Origin of the sequence: Arthrobacter sp. CAN_A6 (assembly GCF_015751715.1) — a bacterium.
Taxonomy (GTDB): domain Bacteria; phylum Actinomycetota; class Actinomycetes; order Actinomycetales; family Micrococcaceae; genus Arthrobacter_D.
This window is the reverse complement of the sequence record NZ_JADOUV010000011.1, coordinates 16,029-32,327: the sequence shown is the minus strand read 5'-3', so window position 1 is coordinate 32,327 and position 16,299 is coordinate 16,029. Positions and strand designations below refer to the sequence as shown.

General features: G+C 60.8%; 19 protein-coding genes. 11 read left to right on the top strand and 8 right to left on the bottom strand.

What is annotated here, in order from left to right:
• The first annotated feature begins 35 nt into the window (after positions 1-35).
• Together IWX75_RS15290 and IWX75_RS15285 are read left to right on the top strand one after the other, a co-directional pair.
• Entirely contained in the window at positions 36-272 is a 237-nt protein-coding gene (locus tag IWX75_RS15290; protein WP_196823116.1) for a hypothetical protein, read from the top strand.
• Positions 273-414: 142 nt separating this feature from the next.
• Entirely contained in the window at positions 415-2,292 is a 1,878-nt protein-coding gene (locus tag IWX75_RS15285; RefSeq protein WP_334684390.1) for a hypothetical protein, read from the top strand.
• 419 nt (positions 2,293-2,711) lie between these two features.
• On the opposite strand, the gene IWX75_RS15280 is transcribed toward IWX75_RS15285, so the two are convergent.
• Positions 2,712-3,020, bottom strand: a complete 309-nt coding sequence (locus IWX75_RS15280; protein ID WP_196823115.1) for a hypothetical protein — start codon at positions 3,018-3,020, stop codon at positions 2,712-2,714.
• Positions 3,021-3,056: 36 nt separating this feature from the next.
• Positions 3,057-3,203 carry a hypothetical protein gene (locus tag IWX75_RS15275; RefSeq protein ID WP_196823114.1) on the bottom strand — a complete coding sequence of 49 codons (147 nt, stop codon included), beginning with the start codon at positions 3,201-3,203 and terminating at the stop codon, positions 3,057-3,059.
• Between the two features lie 84 nt (positions 3,204-3,287).
• Here IWX75_RS15275 and parA point away from each other — a divergent pair, with 84 nt between their 5' ends.
• Genes parA through IWX75_RS15260 form a run of 3 tightly spaced genes read left to right on the top strand, consistent with a single transcriptional unit; the run spans position 3,288 to position 4,537 of the window.
• Positions 3,288-3,965, top strand: a complete 678-nt coding sequence (parA, locus tag IWX75_RS15270; RefSeq protein WP_196823113.1) for a ParA family partition ATPase — start codon at positions 3,288-3,290, stop codon at positions 3,963-3,965.
• Positions 3,958-4,173 (top strand): hypothetical protein, encoded by a 216-nt coding sequence (locus IWX75_RS15265; protein WP_196823112.1) that lies wholly within the window; start codon positions 3,958-3,960, stop codon positions 4,171-4,173. Before parA ends, IWX75_RS15265 begins: the two co-directional genes overlap by 8 nt.
• A gap of 52 nt (positions 4,174-4,225) precedes the next feature.
• On the top strand, positions 4,226-4,537 hold the full coding sequence (locus tag IWX75_RS15260; protein ID WP_196823111.1) for a helix-turn-helix domain-containing protein: 312 nt from the start codon (positions 4,226-4,228) through the stop codon (positions 4,535-4,537).
• 196 nt (positions 4,538-4,733) lie between these two features.
• Here the strand turns inward: IWX75_RS15260 and IWX75_RS15255 are convergent, their stop codons facing one another.
• The gene (locus IWX75_RS15255) at positions 4,734-5,069 is read right to left on the bottom strand and encodes a hypothetical protein (protein WP_196823110.1); all 336 of its coding nucleotides are present in this window, start codon (positions 5,067-5,069) and stop codon (positions 4,734-4,736) included.
• A 28-nt stretch (positions 5,070-5,097) separates the two neighbouring features.
• Positions 5,098-5,457 (bottom strand): hypothetical protein, encoded by a 360-nt coding sequence (locus IWX75_RS15250; RefSeq protein ID WP_334684389.1) that lies wholly within the window; start codon positions 5,455-5,457, stop codon positions 5,098-5,100.
• 211 nt (positions 5,458-5,668) lie between these two features.
• On the opposite strand from IWX75_RS15250, the gene IWX75_RS15245 reads away from it, so the two are divergent.
• The 3 genes from IWX75_RS15245 to IWX75_RS15235 are packed head-to-tail and all read left to right on the top strand — an operon-like array spanning position 5,669 to position 6,576.
• Positions 5,669-5,818 carry a hypothetical protein gene (locus IWX75_RS15245; protein WP_196823108.1) on the top strand — a complete coding sequence of 50 codons (150 nt, stop codon included), beginning with the start codon at positions 5,669-5,671 and terminating at the stop codon, positions 5,816-5,818.
• Positions 5,758-6,045 (top strand): DUF6221 family protein, encoded by a 288-nt coding sequence (locus tag IWX75_RS17775; protein WP_334684391.1) that lies wholly within the window; start codon positions 5,758-5,760, stop codon positions 6,043-6,045. Before IWX75_RS15245 ends, IWX75_RS17775 begins: the two co-directional genes overlap by 61 nt.
• Before the next feature lie 54 nt (positions 6,046-6,099).
• Positions 6,100-6,576 (top strand): SOS response-associated peptidase, encoded by a 477-nt coding sequence (locus IWX75_RS15235; protein ID WP_196823106.1) that lies wholly within the window; start codon positions 6,100-6,102, stop codon positions 6,574-6,576.
• A gap of 114 nt (positions 6,577-6,690) precedes the next feature.
• On the opposite strand, the gene IWX75_RS15230 is transcribed toward IWX75_RS15235, so the two are convergent.
• Entirely contained in the window at positions 6,691-8,109 is a 1,419-nt protein-coding gene (locus tag IWX75_RS15230) for an IS1380 family transposase (RefSeq protein ID WP_196823105.1), read from the bottom strand.
• Positions 8,110-8,157: 48 nt separating this feature from the next.
• On the opposite strand from IWX75_RS15230, the gene IWX75_RS15225 reads away from it, so the two are divergent.
• Together IWX75_RS15225 and IWX75_RS15220 are read left to right on the top strand one after the other, a co-directional pair.
• On the top strand, positions 8,158-8,520 hold the full coding sequence (locus IWX75_RS15225; RefSeq protein WP_196823139.1) for an SOS response-associated peptidase family protein: 363 nt from the start codon (positions 8,158-8,160) through the stop codon (positions 8,518-8,520).
• A 149-nt stretch (positions 8,521-8,669) separates the two neighbouring features.
• Entirely contained in the window at positions 8,670-9,353 is a 684-nt protein-coding gene (locus IWX75_RS15220; protein ID WP_196823104.1) for a hypothetical protein, read from the top strand.
• A 298-nt stretch (positions 9,354-9,651) separates the two neighbouring features.
• Here IWX75_RS15220 and IWX75_RS15215 read toward each other — a convergent pair whose 3' ends face one another.
• The 3 genes from IWX75_RS15215 to IWX75_RS15205 form a co-directional block, all read right to left on the bottom strand.
• On the bottom strand, positions 9,652-12,213 hold the full coding sequence (locus tag IWX75_RS15215; protein WP_196823103.1) for a DEAD/DEAH box helicase: 2,562 nt from the start codon (positions 12,211-12,213) through the stop codon (positions 9,652-9,654).
• A complete protein-coding gene (locus tag IWX75_RS15210) occupies positions 12,213-14,309 on the bottom strand; it encodes a DNA methyltransferase (protein WP_196823102.1) in 2,097 nt (698 codons plus the stop codon). Before IWX75_RS15210 ends, IWX75_RS15215 begins: the two co-directional genes overlap by 1 nt.
• A gap of 294 nt (positions 14,310-14,603) precedes the next feature.
• Positions 14,604-15,524, bottom strand: coding sequence for an EamA family transporter (locus IWX75_RS15205; protein WP_334684388.1), 921 nt, complete (start codon positions 15,522-15,524; stop codon positions 14,604-14,606).
• Between the two features lie 45 nt (positions 15,525-15,569).
• On the opposite strand from IWX75_RS15205, the gene IWX75_RS15200 reads away from it, so the two are divergent.
• On the top strand, positions 15,570-16,061 hold the full coding sequence (locus IWX75_RS15200; RefSeq protein WP_196823101.1) for a MarR family winged helix-turn-helix transcriptional regulator: 492 nt from the start codon (positions 15,570-15,572) through the stop codon (positions 16,059-16,061).
• Positions 16,062-16,299 lie beyond the last annotated feature (238 nt).

The following is a 16,299-nucleotide window of genomic DNA, read 5'->3' as shown; positions in this document are numbered from 1 at the left end:
ACGCAATCCTTACGGTTAAGGATAAGTTCGACCCTATGGCACAGATTCTTCGCCGCGCACGCGGCACAAGCATCGGAAACGTTCAGGTCGGGTACACCATCCCACCCGAGTCGAAGCAGCTTCTTGCCGACATCTCTCGCCGCTTGGGCATCAGTGCATCCGAAGGACTGGAACTGGTGCTTGCGCACCTGGAACTGGCCGACGATGGCCTGCCCGTGTGGGTTGACCGTAACCAGCTCGAGGAGGCTTTGCCACTGGCACAGGCCAGTTAAACGAGGAAGGCCCGCCTAGCCGGCGGGCCTTCGTATCAAGTTATTCAAGCTTCTCACCGGTAGTTCCGCCAAGATCAGCGGTGAGCAGCTCAACCGAGTGCGTCCTTTTCAGGTCGTACCCTCTGCCGAAAGTGTACACCGAGTGCTCGAAGCACCTCCAGCTCTTTATGCCGCGCCGCGCCGTGACGATTCGCACGCCGCTGCTTGGATCCTGGCGCCGCTCATTGCGGGCCAGCAGTTCTACCGTCTTGGGCGGTGGAAGGACGGCCGGTTTCAGTACCCGCGGCCCACTACTCCCCTGCAGATCACCAGGACGCCTCCTGCGCGGCCTGCGGCAGTCATGCTGCACGACGTCGACGGCACTGTCCGCACACTCGTCCTCGACCTCGACACCTCCAAGGCACGGAAGACTGTCGTCGACGACGACGCCCGGCGCCTCGGAGAGATCCTGCACGCAGCCGACCTCGCCTACGTCGAGGATGAGTCCCCCAGCGGCGGCCGCCACCTGTACGTGCCCCTGCAGGAACCCCTCACCGCGGCCGAGGCCCGCCAGCTGGTCGAGGCCCTCGGGCGCCGCGCCGTCAGCCTTGACCCGAGCCCGCACCAGAACATCGTCCACGGCTGCATCCGCGTACCCGGATCCGCACACAAAGCCGGTGGCCACCAGAGGCTCATCACGCCACACACGGACGCCTACGGCATCCTCACCCGCCGAAACCCCACCAGCGCCGTAGCGAACCTCCGCAAAGCCCTGGCACCGGAGCTGCACCGCATCGAGCAGCAACGCCGCACACAGGAACGCGCAACGGCCGCGACAGCAACCGTCCGCACGATCGCCAAGGGCACCGCAGCACCGTTGGCACCGTCGGCCGGTATTGAGCGCCCGCTGCGCGCGGTAGCCCGCACAGGGCTCTACGACACCAGCCGCTACCCCAGCGACTCAGAGGCCCGCATGGCGGTCCTAAACCACTTCTCCGCCTGCCACTGGACCCTCGACCAGGTCCGCGCAGGCATGACCGATCAGTTCGTCGGCCTCGCCGCCCTCTACGGCGCCAAGACCGATCGGCTTCTGCCCGTTGAGTGGGCCAAGGCCCAAGCCTTCACCGCCACCACAGCGCCAGCGAAAGACCCGGCCCAGCGCGCCGGGAAGAAGACTGCGCACAAATACGACACAAGCCCTACTTCCTTCACGGGGGGCAGCCCCAACCCTGCTCCGCAGCCAAGCCAGCACTCCATTCATCAGCTCGTGAACGACCTCGAAAATGTCCTCTACGCGACCTTGGACTACAGGCTCATGGAACGAGGAAGGGAAGGCATTCATCTTCGCTTCCTCATCCGTGCAGTGCTGGCCTACATGCGGACCATGGAAACGAATATCCTCGACGTCGGATGCCGCACCTTCGCCCTGGCCCTTGGCAAGAGCCACGCCACCATCGCACGCCTCCTGCCCGTCCTCGAGCAAGTATCAGCAGGCATCCTTACCCGCATCGACCGCGCACGCGGCCGCAACGCCGACACCTACGCCGTACAGCTCCCCGAAAACTTCCAGCAGTTCGCCCGCGACCTCACCTGGCGCAAGGGCAAGATCCACGCCATCCGGCCTGTGTTCCGGGTCCTTGGAGACGTCTCAGCCCTCGCCTACGAGGCCATTGAACGCGGACACCACTCCCCCACCACCGCGGACCTCGCCCGCACCACCGGAATCTCACGCCGCGCGCTCACCGACCACCTGGCCGGCATGGAAGCCCTGCAGATGATCCGCCGGCACCACGGCCGCTGGGAACTCGTGGCCACCACCAACCTCGCCCAGCTCGCGGACCGACTCGGAGCCGCTGAGGACCGGGAAGCCCAGCTCACCCGCTACCGCAAGGAACGCGCCGCCTGGCACGCATGGCTTGACCGTCACCTGATCCCCCAGCTCAACGAGCACGAGCTGTACGACGCCGAGGCCGAGGAATACTGGCTCCCGCCGTTGGAAGACGAACCTGAGCATCAACGCGTACTCTGGCAGGCCGCGTAGACGGTCAACGGACTGTCCCGGCTCTCGCCCCAGGACTCTTGTTGTGGTGAACTTAGGCTCCGCTGCGCCGATCTGAACGGATTGCCTCCTCACGGGTTGGCGCAGTGCCGCCATCGTTGTGAGGACTCGGCCGTGGAAATTGCAATCGTTGTGGGTGTCCTACTTGCGCTGCTCGCCGGGGTCACACTCGGTCCCCGATCCAAGGGCCGTAAGGACAACAAGAGCGAGAACTAATCGGTCGTTGCGTGCTGGGCCTCCTTCCCACCTGGGCACGGCTCAAGCTCCCCCACGCTCCGCTGCTTGACCCGCACACACGTGGAAAGCAGGAACCAAAGGGCCCGCCTGCGCACAACCACCTACGTCACCGACACGGGTAGCTCGCCTCGAGCGAGTGGTAGCCGTGCACAGCCTCCTGGCGCTCAGGTACCGAAACGATTCTTGATCGGAATCTCGCGCCGAGTGCATTGGTCCGGCCTCACCCATGCCTCACGGGCCCGCGAGAACTCCACCCATTGCGCGTAGACAGCGTCAGGGGTCCATGCCATCGCGAAGCCCTTCACCGTTTGCTTCTGCCCGTCCGGGTACTCCAGCTCAACCCACAGCGCAGGTGCTTTCTCCGGCTCCGGCTCCGTCGCTGGTCTATCGGGTGCGTCGAGCTGCAGCGGAGGCACGTAGCGGTCCGCGCTCGGCGGGATGCCATGCCAACCAGGGCGAGGATCTGAAGTCACCGGCATACCGTACTGGCCTCACCCGACATTCAGGATCTACGAGTCCCGATCCGTGTGAATCGCGATCAACCGCTCTCCTTCGGATACACGCGAGAGCATCAGCTCCTTCGCCTCTTCGTAGGTCGCGCCCTCGGCGCTGACCTGGTCCAACTCATCCCCTCGGACGACACCCGTAACGATCATCAAACCAGCCTAAGGGCGCACGGCTGATCACTTGTACTACTCATTTACTCATGAGAGTATTTGAGTAAATGAGTATCTGAGTAAATGAGCGCAGGAAGGCAGCCGTTGAAAGTCATCGCCGTACTGAACCAGAAAGGTGGAGCAGGGAAAACGACCCTCGCCACCCACCTCGCCAGAGGACTACAGCTCTCCGGCAAGTCCACGCTTTTGGTCGACTCCGACCCACAAGGCAGCGCCCGCGACTGGGCTGCGGTCCGCGAGGACCATCCCCTCACCGTCATCGGTATCGACCGCCCTACTATCGACAAGGACATTAAGGCGCTGGCTGAGGTGGACTACGTCATCATCGACGGAGCCCCCCAGGCCGCCGACCTCGCTGTATCAGCGGTCAAAGCAGCCGACGTCGTCCTCATCCCCGTCCAGCCCTCCCCCTACGATATTTGGGCCACCTCCGACCTCGTCGACCTGGTGAAGCGCCGCATTGAAATCACTGACGGGAAACTGCGCGCAGCATTCGTCGTCTCACGCGCGATTGCCGGCACCAACATCGGCAAGGACATTGCCAAGGTCCTCGAAGGCTATGAGCTTCCCGTCCTCACCAGTCGCATTCACCAGCGAGTCGACTACCCAGGAACTGCGGCCACCGGCAGCACAGTCCTCGAGCTGTTCCCGAAGTCCGAAGCGGCCAAAGAGGTTCTCGAACTAATCGCCGAAGTCGAACAGTTCACCAATGAAGAAATGAGTAACGGAGTAAATGAGTAGCCTCGGAAACCTCGGCCCAGGTCGCCCCAGTGCGGCAAAGAGCAAAGACAAGCTCATGCAGTCCCTCGAGGACGTAGAGCCCACCCGCCGCGTGAACTTCGAGCTTGCCGCGTCTAAGCACCAGAAGCTCCGCATCCAGGCGGCCAAGCGCGGCATGTCCATTAAGGACTTCCTCACCGCCTACATCGACTCACTCCCCGATGAGTGAATGAGTATTTGAGCAAATGAGTATTTGAGCTATTGAGTAAGGGTCGGCACCGATGGGTGCTGACCCTTACTCGTTGCTGGCTGGTCCTGTTGCCGGCGGTTTTTCCGTTTTTGCTCTAGTCCCAACAGACCAATTCCAGGACGATGAGCAGCCCAGGCCGCTGCGGTTCCTTACCCTCCAGCAGGTAGCCGACGAGCTGAACACCAAGCACAGCACCATCCGGGCACTCATCACCTCAGGGGACCTGCCGGCCATCCAGATCGGCGGCAGAGGTCAGTGGCGCGTTGAACGCGCCAAGCTCGAGGACTACATCACCGGCGCCTACGCCAAGGCCCGCACCGACATCGCCCACGGCGAGGTGTAGGCGTGGTTGATCTGCAGCTCCAGAAACTGGCGGCCGAAGCGGAGAAGATACGCGATCCTGGTGGGCCTCTTCTTGGCGCTTACAGCGAGGCGTTGGAAGCATGGGCAGCGACGCACCCCGAGGTGCCCTACCGGAGACTCCAGCCGATTATCGACCGGCTATTGCGCGAGCACCGGTAGGCCGTTGACGGCCCGTTCTACGACGGACGCTCGTCCTGTCCGTCAGGTGCCGGCGTTACGGCACTGAGCCACACCCAGCCCTCGCGCTGGATCTTGATGAGCGGTTCGAGGAACCGGATCTTGACCGCTGTGCGGGTGTAGGCGATGGCGTGCGCCTGGACCCGGATGGCTTTCGAGGGGTAGCGGACCCACGCGTACACACGGCGCGGTACCGGGAAGTCAGTAGGTCGGCAGTTCTCGACGTCGAGTTCGGCCGCGGTGAGCATGATCAGCTCCTCGCGCATGACGAACTCCTCGATCCGATCATCCATCAGTCGGGCGTAATGCTTCCCATAGCGTTTTGACTGACCCATGAGCCGGCCACGTCCTACCTACCGCCGCTCAGAACCCGTCGACGCCAGCGACGCGGCGCAGCCGCCAGTCCTCCCACCGCGGATCCGCACTCATATCGAACTCGAGCACAGGGGACGCCGGTCCGGTCTGCGCCTGAAACCGCCAGAACTTCGTCGTGAGCATGCTGCCTCTACCGCCCAGGGGAGTGCTGGCTGGTTCCCACCAGCTGCTCGAGCTCGACCACGACACCGGCTCACCGATGACCTGCCACAGGCAACCCCGCCAGCGCAGCGCCAACGGCAACCCTGAGGGCAGGAACCGCACGTCGGCCGTCTCGTCCAGCACGTGCCACGCCGGTACCGCAAAGTCCTCTGTAGAGCGTGGTCTGCCAACTGGTTGCGTTGTCATCGTCCGTGCCGTCCTGATCCTCTGCCGTCCCTCGTGCAGGGTTTAAAATAGAACACAGGTTCGATTATTTGGGAAGCCGGGCGCGCGGTGGTGCAGCAGAAAGCGAAAGTTCTGCTACTTCATTTACTCAAATACTCATATGAGTAAATGAGCGATGGGCAGGGGAGACGCCTTGCTGTGAGGTTTCAGCATCGGACCGTAGGCTCGTTAGATGGACGAGCTAGCTGCCTTCATCCTCGCCCGCGTCGCAGAAGACCACGACCTCGCCTACCAGGCACTCATGACCCAGGAGCCGGCGGCATCCTCGGAGCCCACACCCGGAATTGCCACGCGGCCGACGCCGGCCGGTCCGTCGACGTAGCCGGCCACGAGCTGCTGCTGGACCCGCTTGCCTGCCACACCATGAACCAAAGCCCAGAGAAGGTCATCGCGGATTGCGTCGTGAAACAGCGTCTGGTCGCGCACGTGCAGAGCATTGACTGGGACTACGAACCGGCAGGGGAGCAGGACTACATGCGCACAATCCTCGAGCTGATGGCCCTGCCCTGGCGCAACCATCCCGACTACTCGCCGCACTGGGCTGCGTAAGCTTCATTTGGGCATTGTCGGTTAGTGTCGGCTGCAGCGGGCAGAATGGCGGGCATGTGTGGACGCTTCGTCATCGCCGGCAACAAAGTCGCCATCCGGGACGCGTTCAGCGTCGAGGAGTCCTTCGAGGACGAGCTGAAGCCTTCGTGGAACGTGGCGCCGATGCAGGGGATCCCGTTCGTGTCCGAGCAGCTGCGCGAGGGCGAGCTGGTGCGCCGCCTCGAGATAGCCCGCTGGGGACTCGTCCCCGTGTGGTCAAAGGACCCAAAAGCTACCGGGGCGAGGATGATCAACGCCCGCAGCGAGACTGTCACGGAGAAGCCCTCGTTTCGGACCGCGGCCGCAAAACGTCGAGCCCTGATCCCGGCGAACGGGTACTACGAGTGGCAGAAGAACGAGGACGGAACGAAGACCCCGCACTACCTCCACGGCGAGGACGAGGACCAGCTGCTGGGCTTCGCCGGCCTGTACGAGTTCTGGCCCGACCCCACTAAGCCTCGATCCACCGATCTGCCTGGGTGGATGATCTGAATCCTGGTTGGGCGGTTTGGTCGGGCTGTGGGCGTGGCGGGGTGCGGGGCCTCGCTGCCTTTTGATGTTCCACTGGTGGTCCTGGTTGCGCCGTGTGGCTGGGTTGGTGGGAGTTCAGGCCCGTTGCGGCGGCGGGTAGAGGTGCTCGAAGAGGGCCTGCCATGGTGTTTGCCAGGGCCAGGCTTCTGGGAGATGAAACCGGATTTTCCGGGCGCTGGTGGCGATGCGGGCTGGGACGTGGATGAGTTTGCGGCGGATGGTGCCGGTGTGGGCCTTGCTGAAGGTGTCCGCGGCGAGGATGCCTGCGGCCCGGGTGAGGTTATAGGCGATGACCGCGGTTACGAGCCAGGCCGAGTTCGCGGCGAAAACACCGGAGGGCATGTGGGCCAGGGCGCTGTCCTTCAGATCGGCGTTGACCTGCTCGATCTGAGCGTGTTTGCGATGGGTTTTGTCCGCGGCGACGGTGTCCAGAACATGTGCGTTTACGGTGGTGAAGAACGCGTGGTGCCGGTGTATTTCAAACAAGGTGGGTTGTCCGTCGCTGGTTTTCTGGTTGAGTTCCGGAATGCGGCGCACGACGAGGCGGCCGGTGATCTGCTCGGCCTTTTTGCGGGAGGAGAACGCGGTGAACCTGATCTCGGCGACCTCGGCCCGGGACACCCAGGTGTTGGTGGTTTCGTCGAAGACCGCGTCGGTGTAGTCGATTGTTTCCCATGCCGTTTCCGGGATCCCGGCGATGGCCCGTTTGACGGCCGGGTCCATGCGCACGGTCACCGACACGTCCGCCCCGCTGGCCAGGGCGGCGGAAACCGCCGTATACCCGTAGAAGGCCGAATCGAACCGGCAGAGCACCGGCCCGCGGCTCTGCCCGCCGGCCTGGAGGCGTTTGAGGGTGGACAGGGCATCGGTGATCAGGCGTTTGGCTCCGCGGGCCGAGTTCGCCGCGCCCTTGCGCAACCGCTGGGCGGCGATGACCGGGGCGGTGTTCTTGGTGGAGACGGTGGCCAGCAGGGCGTTCAGCCCGCGGACCCCGGAGTACCCGTAGCCGGAGCCCTGCTTGGCGTAGCCGTGGACCTCGATGATCGTGTCGTCAACATCGACGAACACGAAGTCTCCTACCCCGGGGCTCCCGAGCAGCCGGGCCCGGGTCCCCAGGTTGGCCAGGAAACGAGAGGCGACAGCGTCCAGTTGGCGCACGTGACCGAACGTGAAGGACCGCAGGAACGAGCCCAGGGTGGAGGGCGCATAGCAGGCGGTGAATACGCGTTTCATCCCGCCGTGGCGCAACAACGCCATGTCATCAATCGAGTCCGCGCCGGCGACCATCCCGGCGACCATCCCGGCGACGAGGGAAGCGACCTTCAGTCCGGCGTTCGCGCCCTTGTCCGTTGGTACCGTCAGCCAATCCTGGGCGAGCTCGTGCAGCCCGGCGTCCCGGGCCAATGTCATGACCGGGAGCAGCCCGGCCGACGCCACGAGGTTGGGCTCGTCAAAGGAAACTGACACCGCGGACGGTTTATGGGAAACTTGCATCTACGAGATGCCCTCTCTTCGGCGAAAAATAAGTTCTAGACAAGCTCCATTTTCCCTGAAAAGACGGGCATTCTCGGTTTAAACCGCCGTAAGGATCCCGACCCACATCGGTGGATCAAGGCTAAGGCAGAGGACGCCGACGACAAGTGGCTGGTGACCGCGACGATCCTCACTCGGGCAGCGCACGATGCGCTAGGGCACATTCACGACCGGACGCCGGTCATCATCCCGAAGGACCTGCAGGATCAGTGGCTGGACCCGACCATGACGGAGCGAGACCAGGTGCAGCACTTCATCGACACCATCCCCGAACCCAACCTCGTCCAGCGGATCGTCGGCAAAGAGGTCGGATCAGTCCGCAACAACGGACCGCACCTAGTTGAGCCAGCGGGATCGGATTGGGAGCGTTAAACGTGGTCGACCGGAAAGGTGTGACAGCGAATAATCGCGAAACCCTCGAGGCTTTCGTTGTCCGCAGTCGGCGGGTTGATGCTCATTCGCTCATGTCGGACCCTGCCCGGGTTCACGCCTTATCCGTGGGGCAGATCAAGGTGCGATTGATGCCGCAGACTGGCGAACAGTTTCTTGTGCAGGACCTTCCGGCAGAGGAAGTGCTGGAGTCAGCTGCAGCTCGGCTTCGACCTTTGATCCTTCAAGAGGATCCGGTGTACTGGGGCAAGGCAACTAATGCCATTGGATACTTCTTAAAAGATAGCCGGGACCAACAAGCGAAAGACGTCCTAGCGGAGATAAAGTGGCTTTGGCAGGAGAGGGTTGCACCGGCGCCAGGTAAAGTACGGGGCTACTTCTTACAGATGCGACGAGTCGGTGACGAGGATGCGTCAACCGTTGTGGACTCAGATTTAGGCATGTCCTGGTTCTATGGCGACGTTGTGCACGCAGACAAGAAGCGCCGGGCCGCCGGAGCGGACTACGGCATCACCGAGCGGTATAGAGCAGCAACGATGCTTGTCGCTAACGGGCTCATTTGTAACCGTCTGACGCTTCGCTTCATCAGGGATCTTAAAGACGCAGGCTTGCTTGAGTTGGCAGACGGGGTATTTGCGGAAGAAGTCGTTGTGACCGAGACCCACTTCGAGCAAGCAGCCAGGTTCTACGTCGGGGAACCTGGGACAGCTATGCCGGAGGACATTACCGGCGTCATCCCGGACGGGTTTGAGGAGTTCGACCCCGAGAGGCACATTCCAAGACATAGAACTGGTAAGGGTATGCCTTTGCCATGATTGACCTCCTTCCAGCGAGAACGAGTCCTCACAGGTTAGGTGTCAACCAAACTCTGGGCAGACCCAGTCGAACGTTTGAATACCCACTCGGTGACTGACCGGCGACAACTCATCGAGTCGGCGACGATGCACCCGGTAGAGAATCTGCGCGAGTTGTCAGCAGTTGAAGCACGGCGAGTTCTAACCCATCTGCGGTAACGCACTGGTGCGTCCCGGCCCGCGACTGGTTCGTCGTGGGACAGCCGTGAGGAAGACACCTGGGTCGACAAGCTGTGAACGTGGAGCATGTCCACAGTGGTTAGTACACGACGGAGCTCTCACGGTAGGCGTGGTCGGCATCGAGTGCTTCCAGGATGCTTGCACGTTGCGCCGGCACGGTAAGGTCCAATACCCGTAGCTCACCGTCGATGCGCGAGATGGCCTCGATGCGGTGGAAGCTGTCACCGTAGACCTCCGCGAACCGGGCTAGGCCTCGCAGCTTGGGCAATGCATCGGGTAGCCACGACCCGTGGGGGTCGACGATGTTTGCTTGTACGCCAGCAGGGCTGTCGATGAAGAAGAGGAAGTCGGGGCGGAGTGTGCGCCAAGTCCCGTGTGCGTCCTGGTAAGCGATGCTCATCGAGTCACGGCCACCGGTTGGGTTACGGTACCAGCCGAGCATGTCACCACGACTAATCTCTGTATCGAGGACCTTGACCTCGTCCGGGTTGAGCTTGCCGACCGGGAACATGCCGTCCTGGTCCGACAGAAGGTGCAGCGGGCGCTGCTCGAGGAGCTGAGTGGCATCGCCGACCGAGCGGCGTGTCTCCTCTTGCCTGTTCTTCGGCATCGCCATGGAGATCAGCTGAGGATCTGTGCTCATGGCCGTAATCTCGGCGTAGAGGCTCTGACGGGACTCCGAGAGTTGTTTGATGGCGACCCGATGTTGACCCAACCATTCGCCGGAGAGGGTATTGGCTTCAGCATCAAGGGCCGGCCGTGTCTGCGGAAGCATCGCAAGACTCGCCACACGAACGTGCGCGTCTCGAAGCTCGTCCTCATCCTCCGCCTCAGTCGTCAGATGATCGATGTACGTGCGGGCGATGTCCGGGGTGACCGTGCGTGACCCGTGCCGATATGCCTCCTGGATGGCACGGTCATCGGCTATCTCCGTCCACGTTTCGTCAGCACGTAGACCGTAGCGGGCGTGTCCGCGCACTGTGCCGCCGGCGACGGTCAGCACATCGGCCTCAGCTTTGCGAAGCTCCGTCGGGTACTGCGCTGTGAGCCCGTTTAGGACCCCGTGGAGACGCGCGTGGGCGATACAGCCTGCCTCGGGCACGATCCCGTCTGTTGCCAGCGCATGAGCCAGCGCGGTGATCCGCTTGATCGGATTCGCGTGCTTGCGCGGCAGTGTCTCGGCCGGGAGGTTAGTGAAGCACTCCCACACCGCGTCGGGCACCCTACTGTTCGACGTCATGAGCTGCGGATTGATCAGGACCCGCTGACCTGTGCCCGTGCCGGACTCGAGAAGCTCGCTTCCCATGATCTGCTCGAGTACCCGGCTGGCGGTGGTTTTGTTGAATCGGGGCAGGATGCACTCGACGCTGTTGAGCAGATCATCGCCCTCGACGCGGCGTGCAAGCGGCGAGCGAATCATCCGGCCCAGAAGCTGGGTGATGTGCGTTTCGTCCTCAGCGGGACGGAATGAGACCATGACCTCTGCCCGCGGGCAGTCCCACCCGGTGCTGATGGCATCCTTGGCGAGCAAAACACGGATATAGGTGGCATCCTGGACCCGCTCAGGGGAAATGTACGGGACGCTATGTGTGCCGAAGGTCTGAGCAGTGTGCTCACCGAAGACATGCGCGAAAGCATCAGAACTAATCTCGGGCCACTCGTTCCGGATGACATCGAGTGCTGATGCCACCTCGGCAGGGGAGGGCTTATTCGGTACTTGAAGGACCAGAAGGGGCTGAATGGCCTCTGGCTCCTTCTGGTCCTTGGCGTACTCAGCCCAGGCTGCTGAAAGGTCTTTGACTTTACGAACACCCCGGCGCAGGAGGACCGTATTGAAGTCCCCTGTTTCCGCGGGGAAGTCCAGAACGATGTCGTCCTTGAGCAGCCCTGATTCCTGGATGCGCACAGGATCCACGGTGACAGTTCGCAGATGGACGCGGTTCTCCTGGACTTGGGCGGCACTCATGGCGTCCTCGAAGCGCTTTACTGTCGCCGAGATACCCCACACGATAGGCATCGGTGGCACAGACCCGTGCCCATTGATCAGACGCTTCACGATCGTTGGAGTGTCCGAGGAGGCTCGCCGACCCATGCCCCGGTGCGCCTCATCGAGCACCATGTACAACGTAGTGCTCTCATCGTTGATCGTGTTCCGAAGAGTGTCCCAAAACGTGAACGGCACCAGGTCGGGGTTCATTTCGATACCCGGCAGGATGCCATCACTGTCATGCCCGCGTACGAGAAGGCTGTTACGGGACAGTTTCGAGGTGTTAAGGAAGTAGACGTGCCCAGGCTGGAGCTTGCGATAACGGAAAGGGTGCTCGACCGTGATCAGACGATTGCGGAGCCGGTCGGAGGCCTGTTCCAGCCGGTGCCGTGTCTGCTGGTTCAAGGACGGATCATCGCTAAACCACAGGACGATCGCCCCTGGATCAATAACGGTATCGAAGTCATCGCTGCCCCAGAACAGGGCTTCGATGACTCCTGCGGCCATGACTGTCTTACCGGCACCGGTAGTGGCTGTGAGAGCAACCGAGGAGACCCGATTACGTGGTCCGTGGTAGAACTCGCGTGCGTCAGCCAGCTCCGCCAGGGTGTCGCCGACAGCGTCTGCTTGATAGTCCTTGAGGGTGAAGCGCATCAGAAATTACCGTTGCTCTCACAGTTTAAGAGGTACTCCTCGTACAAACGGACAGTCTCAATACCAGGGATCTCGTTCGCGATCTGCTGATAGCGCCCCTCGTCATCCGTAACGATGTATGCAATCCGGATGTCGCTCTGTGCTTGGACGGCGGCGATGAAGTCCGCGGCGAGGTCAAGGTTCTTGATGATGCCATACGCCTCAGCGACAGCCCATCCCTCCAATAGGTTGTCGATCTGCTGTCCCTTAGCGCCAGCACGCAACCACAGCATCGGCGCAATTGCCGCGAACGCTCGGTCCGTGCTAACACGCCACGGAGACTCATACGTCAGCGTAAAGAACGCCGCGTTCTCTACAAATCCATCTGACATCGGGAACTCGTCCACAAACTTGTAGTCGCCCTTAATTGGTTCGTCCTCAGGCGTACGGCCAGTAATGGCAGCTCGGATTCGAGGTTTTGTAATTGCTTCGCAGATCCCGTGCTGCTCCCACTCGGGATCACCGGGTCGAAGATTTTTAGCACGTAACTTGCGTTGTTCATCGGAAGAAACTTCGTTATTTGTAACGAGAACTACTTGGCGCGATCCTCCGTCTTGCTTGTTTAGGCGCATCACTGCATGGGCCGTTGTACCAGACCCCGCAAAAAAGTCGAGAACCACGGCGTCGGGTTTGTTGCCAACCGCAAATCGCAATACATCTTCAACCCCATAGAGAGATTTCGGAAACGGAAAACGCCTACGCGGAATTAATGCTGATAATATAGGGGTTCCGTAGTCGGATGCGGAGTGAGATCCACGGTGCCAAGTGGTCATGGGGCGTACTTGCTTTGCATGCTTGTACACGAACTTATCAAACCCTAATGCGTCCATACCTACACGATCGATTAATCCAGATTCAATCTCTTGGATAGTCCCGCTTTGAAGAACTCTGATAACCATTCGACTACTACTGTTGAAATAGTGACGAACATAGCCCGCTCGAAGGCGGTTCGTAAAAATTTCGCCTGACGTTCCCCACGTCATTTCAGCTCCGTCGTCGCGGACGGGAAGTACTGCGAGTTGACCTTCGCGCGGTGGGGCTCCTACTTCATTCTCTGCTAAGGCTGGTCCGTAGCCGCTAAATGAACCGTCGTCGATGCTGAAGTAGAGCGGGTAGTAGAGGTTTGGCCGTCGTGAACGACGGCCATTATCGCCGCGCCTCATAAGAGAGTCCCATCGTACTTCCCTAGAACCCAACTCTCTTGAAGTGTTAAGCATGTCGTCGGAGGATTCGGCTATCGAAGAATTTCCTAAAAATACAAAGTATGCGTACTCGTCAGAACGTGAAAACATCTGTTGTCGCGATGAACCGCTCGGGTTGATGACATCACTAATCATTTGTATTGAAGCATCTGGAAATACTTGCTCTAGAAGCAGCCCTAATCGTAAGTATTCCTTTTCGTCGATTGTCACAATAAGAATTGAGTCGTTTGGGTTTAGTAAAAGTTTTGCTAGTTCGAGTCGGCGCTCCATGAAGGCCAGCCACTTCGAATGCCGGTATAGATCGTCACCCTCAACGTAGTCGTTATTGTACTTCCAGTCTCGAGCGCCTGTGTTGTAAGGTGGATCAATATAGATTGCGTCAATGGATTTTGCGTGGGTAAAGGTGAGCTGTTCAAGAACATGAAAGTTCTCACCGTTAATAACAGTGTGAAAGGACTTACTGCCTCCACGCTCGACAGTCCCATCCGGGCGAAGCCCAGGATAAATCCAGTCTCGGAACTCAGCCACAAGAATGAGGTCATCGCCCTGTACTGTGCGGGTTTCAATCTCGGCAGTGTCTAGAAGCGAAATATCGACGGTGTCACCACGGATAGCATCCACTCGCCACAGGCGCTTGTCACCAGATGTCGCGGATCCCCTAAGGGGAAGAACGCGGACCTTGCTCCCCCGACGTACCTTATGGCCTGCGAGCTCGACTGCCTCAGGTGCATGTCGTTCGAAGTTAAGACCAAATGGTAGGCGCTGCTGCAACGGTTGAATCTCGTCTTCCAGGTCCTTGCCGAGCTGCGGATCAAGCTGCTTGGCAGCGCGCAGAAGGTCGGTAAGCCGTGACATCCCCATCCTTACTGTTACATGAGTGAAGCCCGTGTCCTATCGCTGATCGCGTGGCACGAACTTCACTTGAACCTTACCCGCGTGGCGGAGCCGAGACGAAGTTCTTCCACACGCCATCCTTAATGCGTTGGGTGTGCACTTTGCGATGAAGGTGTTGCGCCGAGTACGCCCAGCGCAACAGGGATTGCCGCATGACTGTGTCAACCGTAGATGGCCCCATTGTGGCGATCGTTAGAATCCACCCCGTCACACGGGGCCACTCAAACCTGTCACAGTCAGCCGCAAGGGGATCGTTCACCGTGCGTTTTTTGCTTTCGGGTTAGTTTGGTGGGCGGCAGGATATGGGCCGGGCGTCGTGCTCTGTGGTGGTCGAATCGTACTTAGAACGAGGGTGCTCAGGATGATGATCGCCCCGATGAGTTGACCGGAGGTCAGGGTCTGATTAAAGACTGCCCACCCCGCGAGTGTTGCCACCAGTGGGCTGAGGAGACCTAGTATCGCCGTTGTTGATGCTGGTAGCAGGTGTACCCCGCGGAACCAGAGGGTGTAAGCCACGGCGGTGCCGATGACACCGAGGTAAAGATATCCTGCGATGTTCGGCAGGGTCAGGGCCTGCGGCGGTGGACCCTCGACGAGGAAAGCGATGGGGGCGAGGAAGAGTCCGCCGGCAACGAGTTGCCAGGACGTGGTGGCCAGCAGGGTGTCGGGTCTACCCCATTTCTTGGTCAGTACGACACCGCTTGCCATGGCGACCGCACCGCTAAGAGCGGCGATGACCCCAACGAGATCGAGCCGGGCTTGGGCTTGAAGGACGAGCATGGCCACCCCGATCAGGCCGGTAACCCCTGCAGTGAGTTTCACTGGTGTCAGTTTCTCTCCGATCCAGCCCGAGGCAAGGACAGCGACCAGGAGCGGTTGCACAGCCCCGATGGTGGCTGCGACGCCACCGGGCAACCGGTATGCGGCGATGAAGAGGAGCGCGAAGAACACCCCGATGTTCAGCACCCCGAGAATACCGGCTCGCCACCACCAGCACCCCGTAGGTAGCCGGCGGACCAGGATGACCAGCAACACACCTGCCGGGAGGGACCGTAGGGCTGCGGCCAGGAGCGGCCGGTCAGGTGGAAGGAGCTCGGAAGTGACGAGGTACGTCGTTCCCCACACGCAGGGAGCGACGGCTGTGAGGAGCAGGACCATCCACTGTTTGCTAAGCACTACGCAATAATATCTTAGCGCTTAGCTTTTAGCTAGGGTGGTGGCATGACCAACACGACTGATGAGGATCATGTTGCGACTGTGCTGGAGCAGTGGGCGCGTGAACGGCCTGACGTGGATGTGAGCCCGATGGCCGTGATCGGCCGACTCTCCCGCGTGGCGCGAAGGATCGAGGTGCGCTTGGGTGAGAACTTCGCGGCTCAGGGAATCGATGCGGCGACCTTCGACGTACTGGCGACTCTTCGCCGCTCCGGGGCTCCCTACGCTCTGAGTCCGAAGGACCTGGTCGAGACCTCGATGGTGACCTCGAGTGCGATCGCTCAACGCCTGAACAAGCTCGAGGCCGAGGGGCTAATCGAACGAACCTCGAATCAGCGCGACGGCCGCGGGAAGCTGGTTCACCTCACCGACGCAGGCCGCACCATCGTCGACAGTGTTCTTCCGGTTCATGTGGCTGTAGAACATGAATTCATTCAAGCCCTCAGCTCAGAGCAGCAGAACACTCTCGCAAAACTCCTTGCAGCCCTCGATCACTGAACTCGTCCACCGCTGAGTAAGCGTCCCGCCCAAGGATCCTCTACCGGTCGCGTACCTCTCGGACCGTAGGAGCGCCGTTGGTGTTCCATTTAAAGAGCGTCAGATGCCAGAGCTGGGGCTGCTTTCGAGACGGATCAATAAGCCCGTGTGCACCTAAACGCTCTAGCGTTTCACGCACTCTCCATGATGAAGGTGAACCACCCGCAGCAACCACGTCCTGCCAATCCGCTGCGGAATC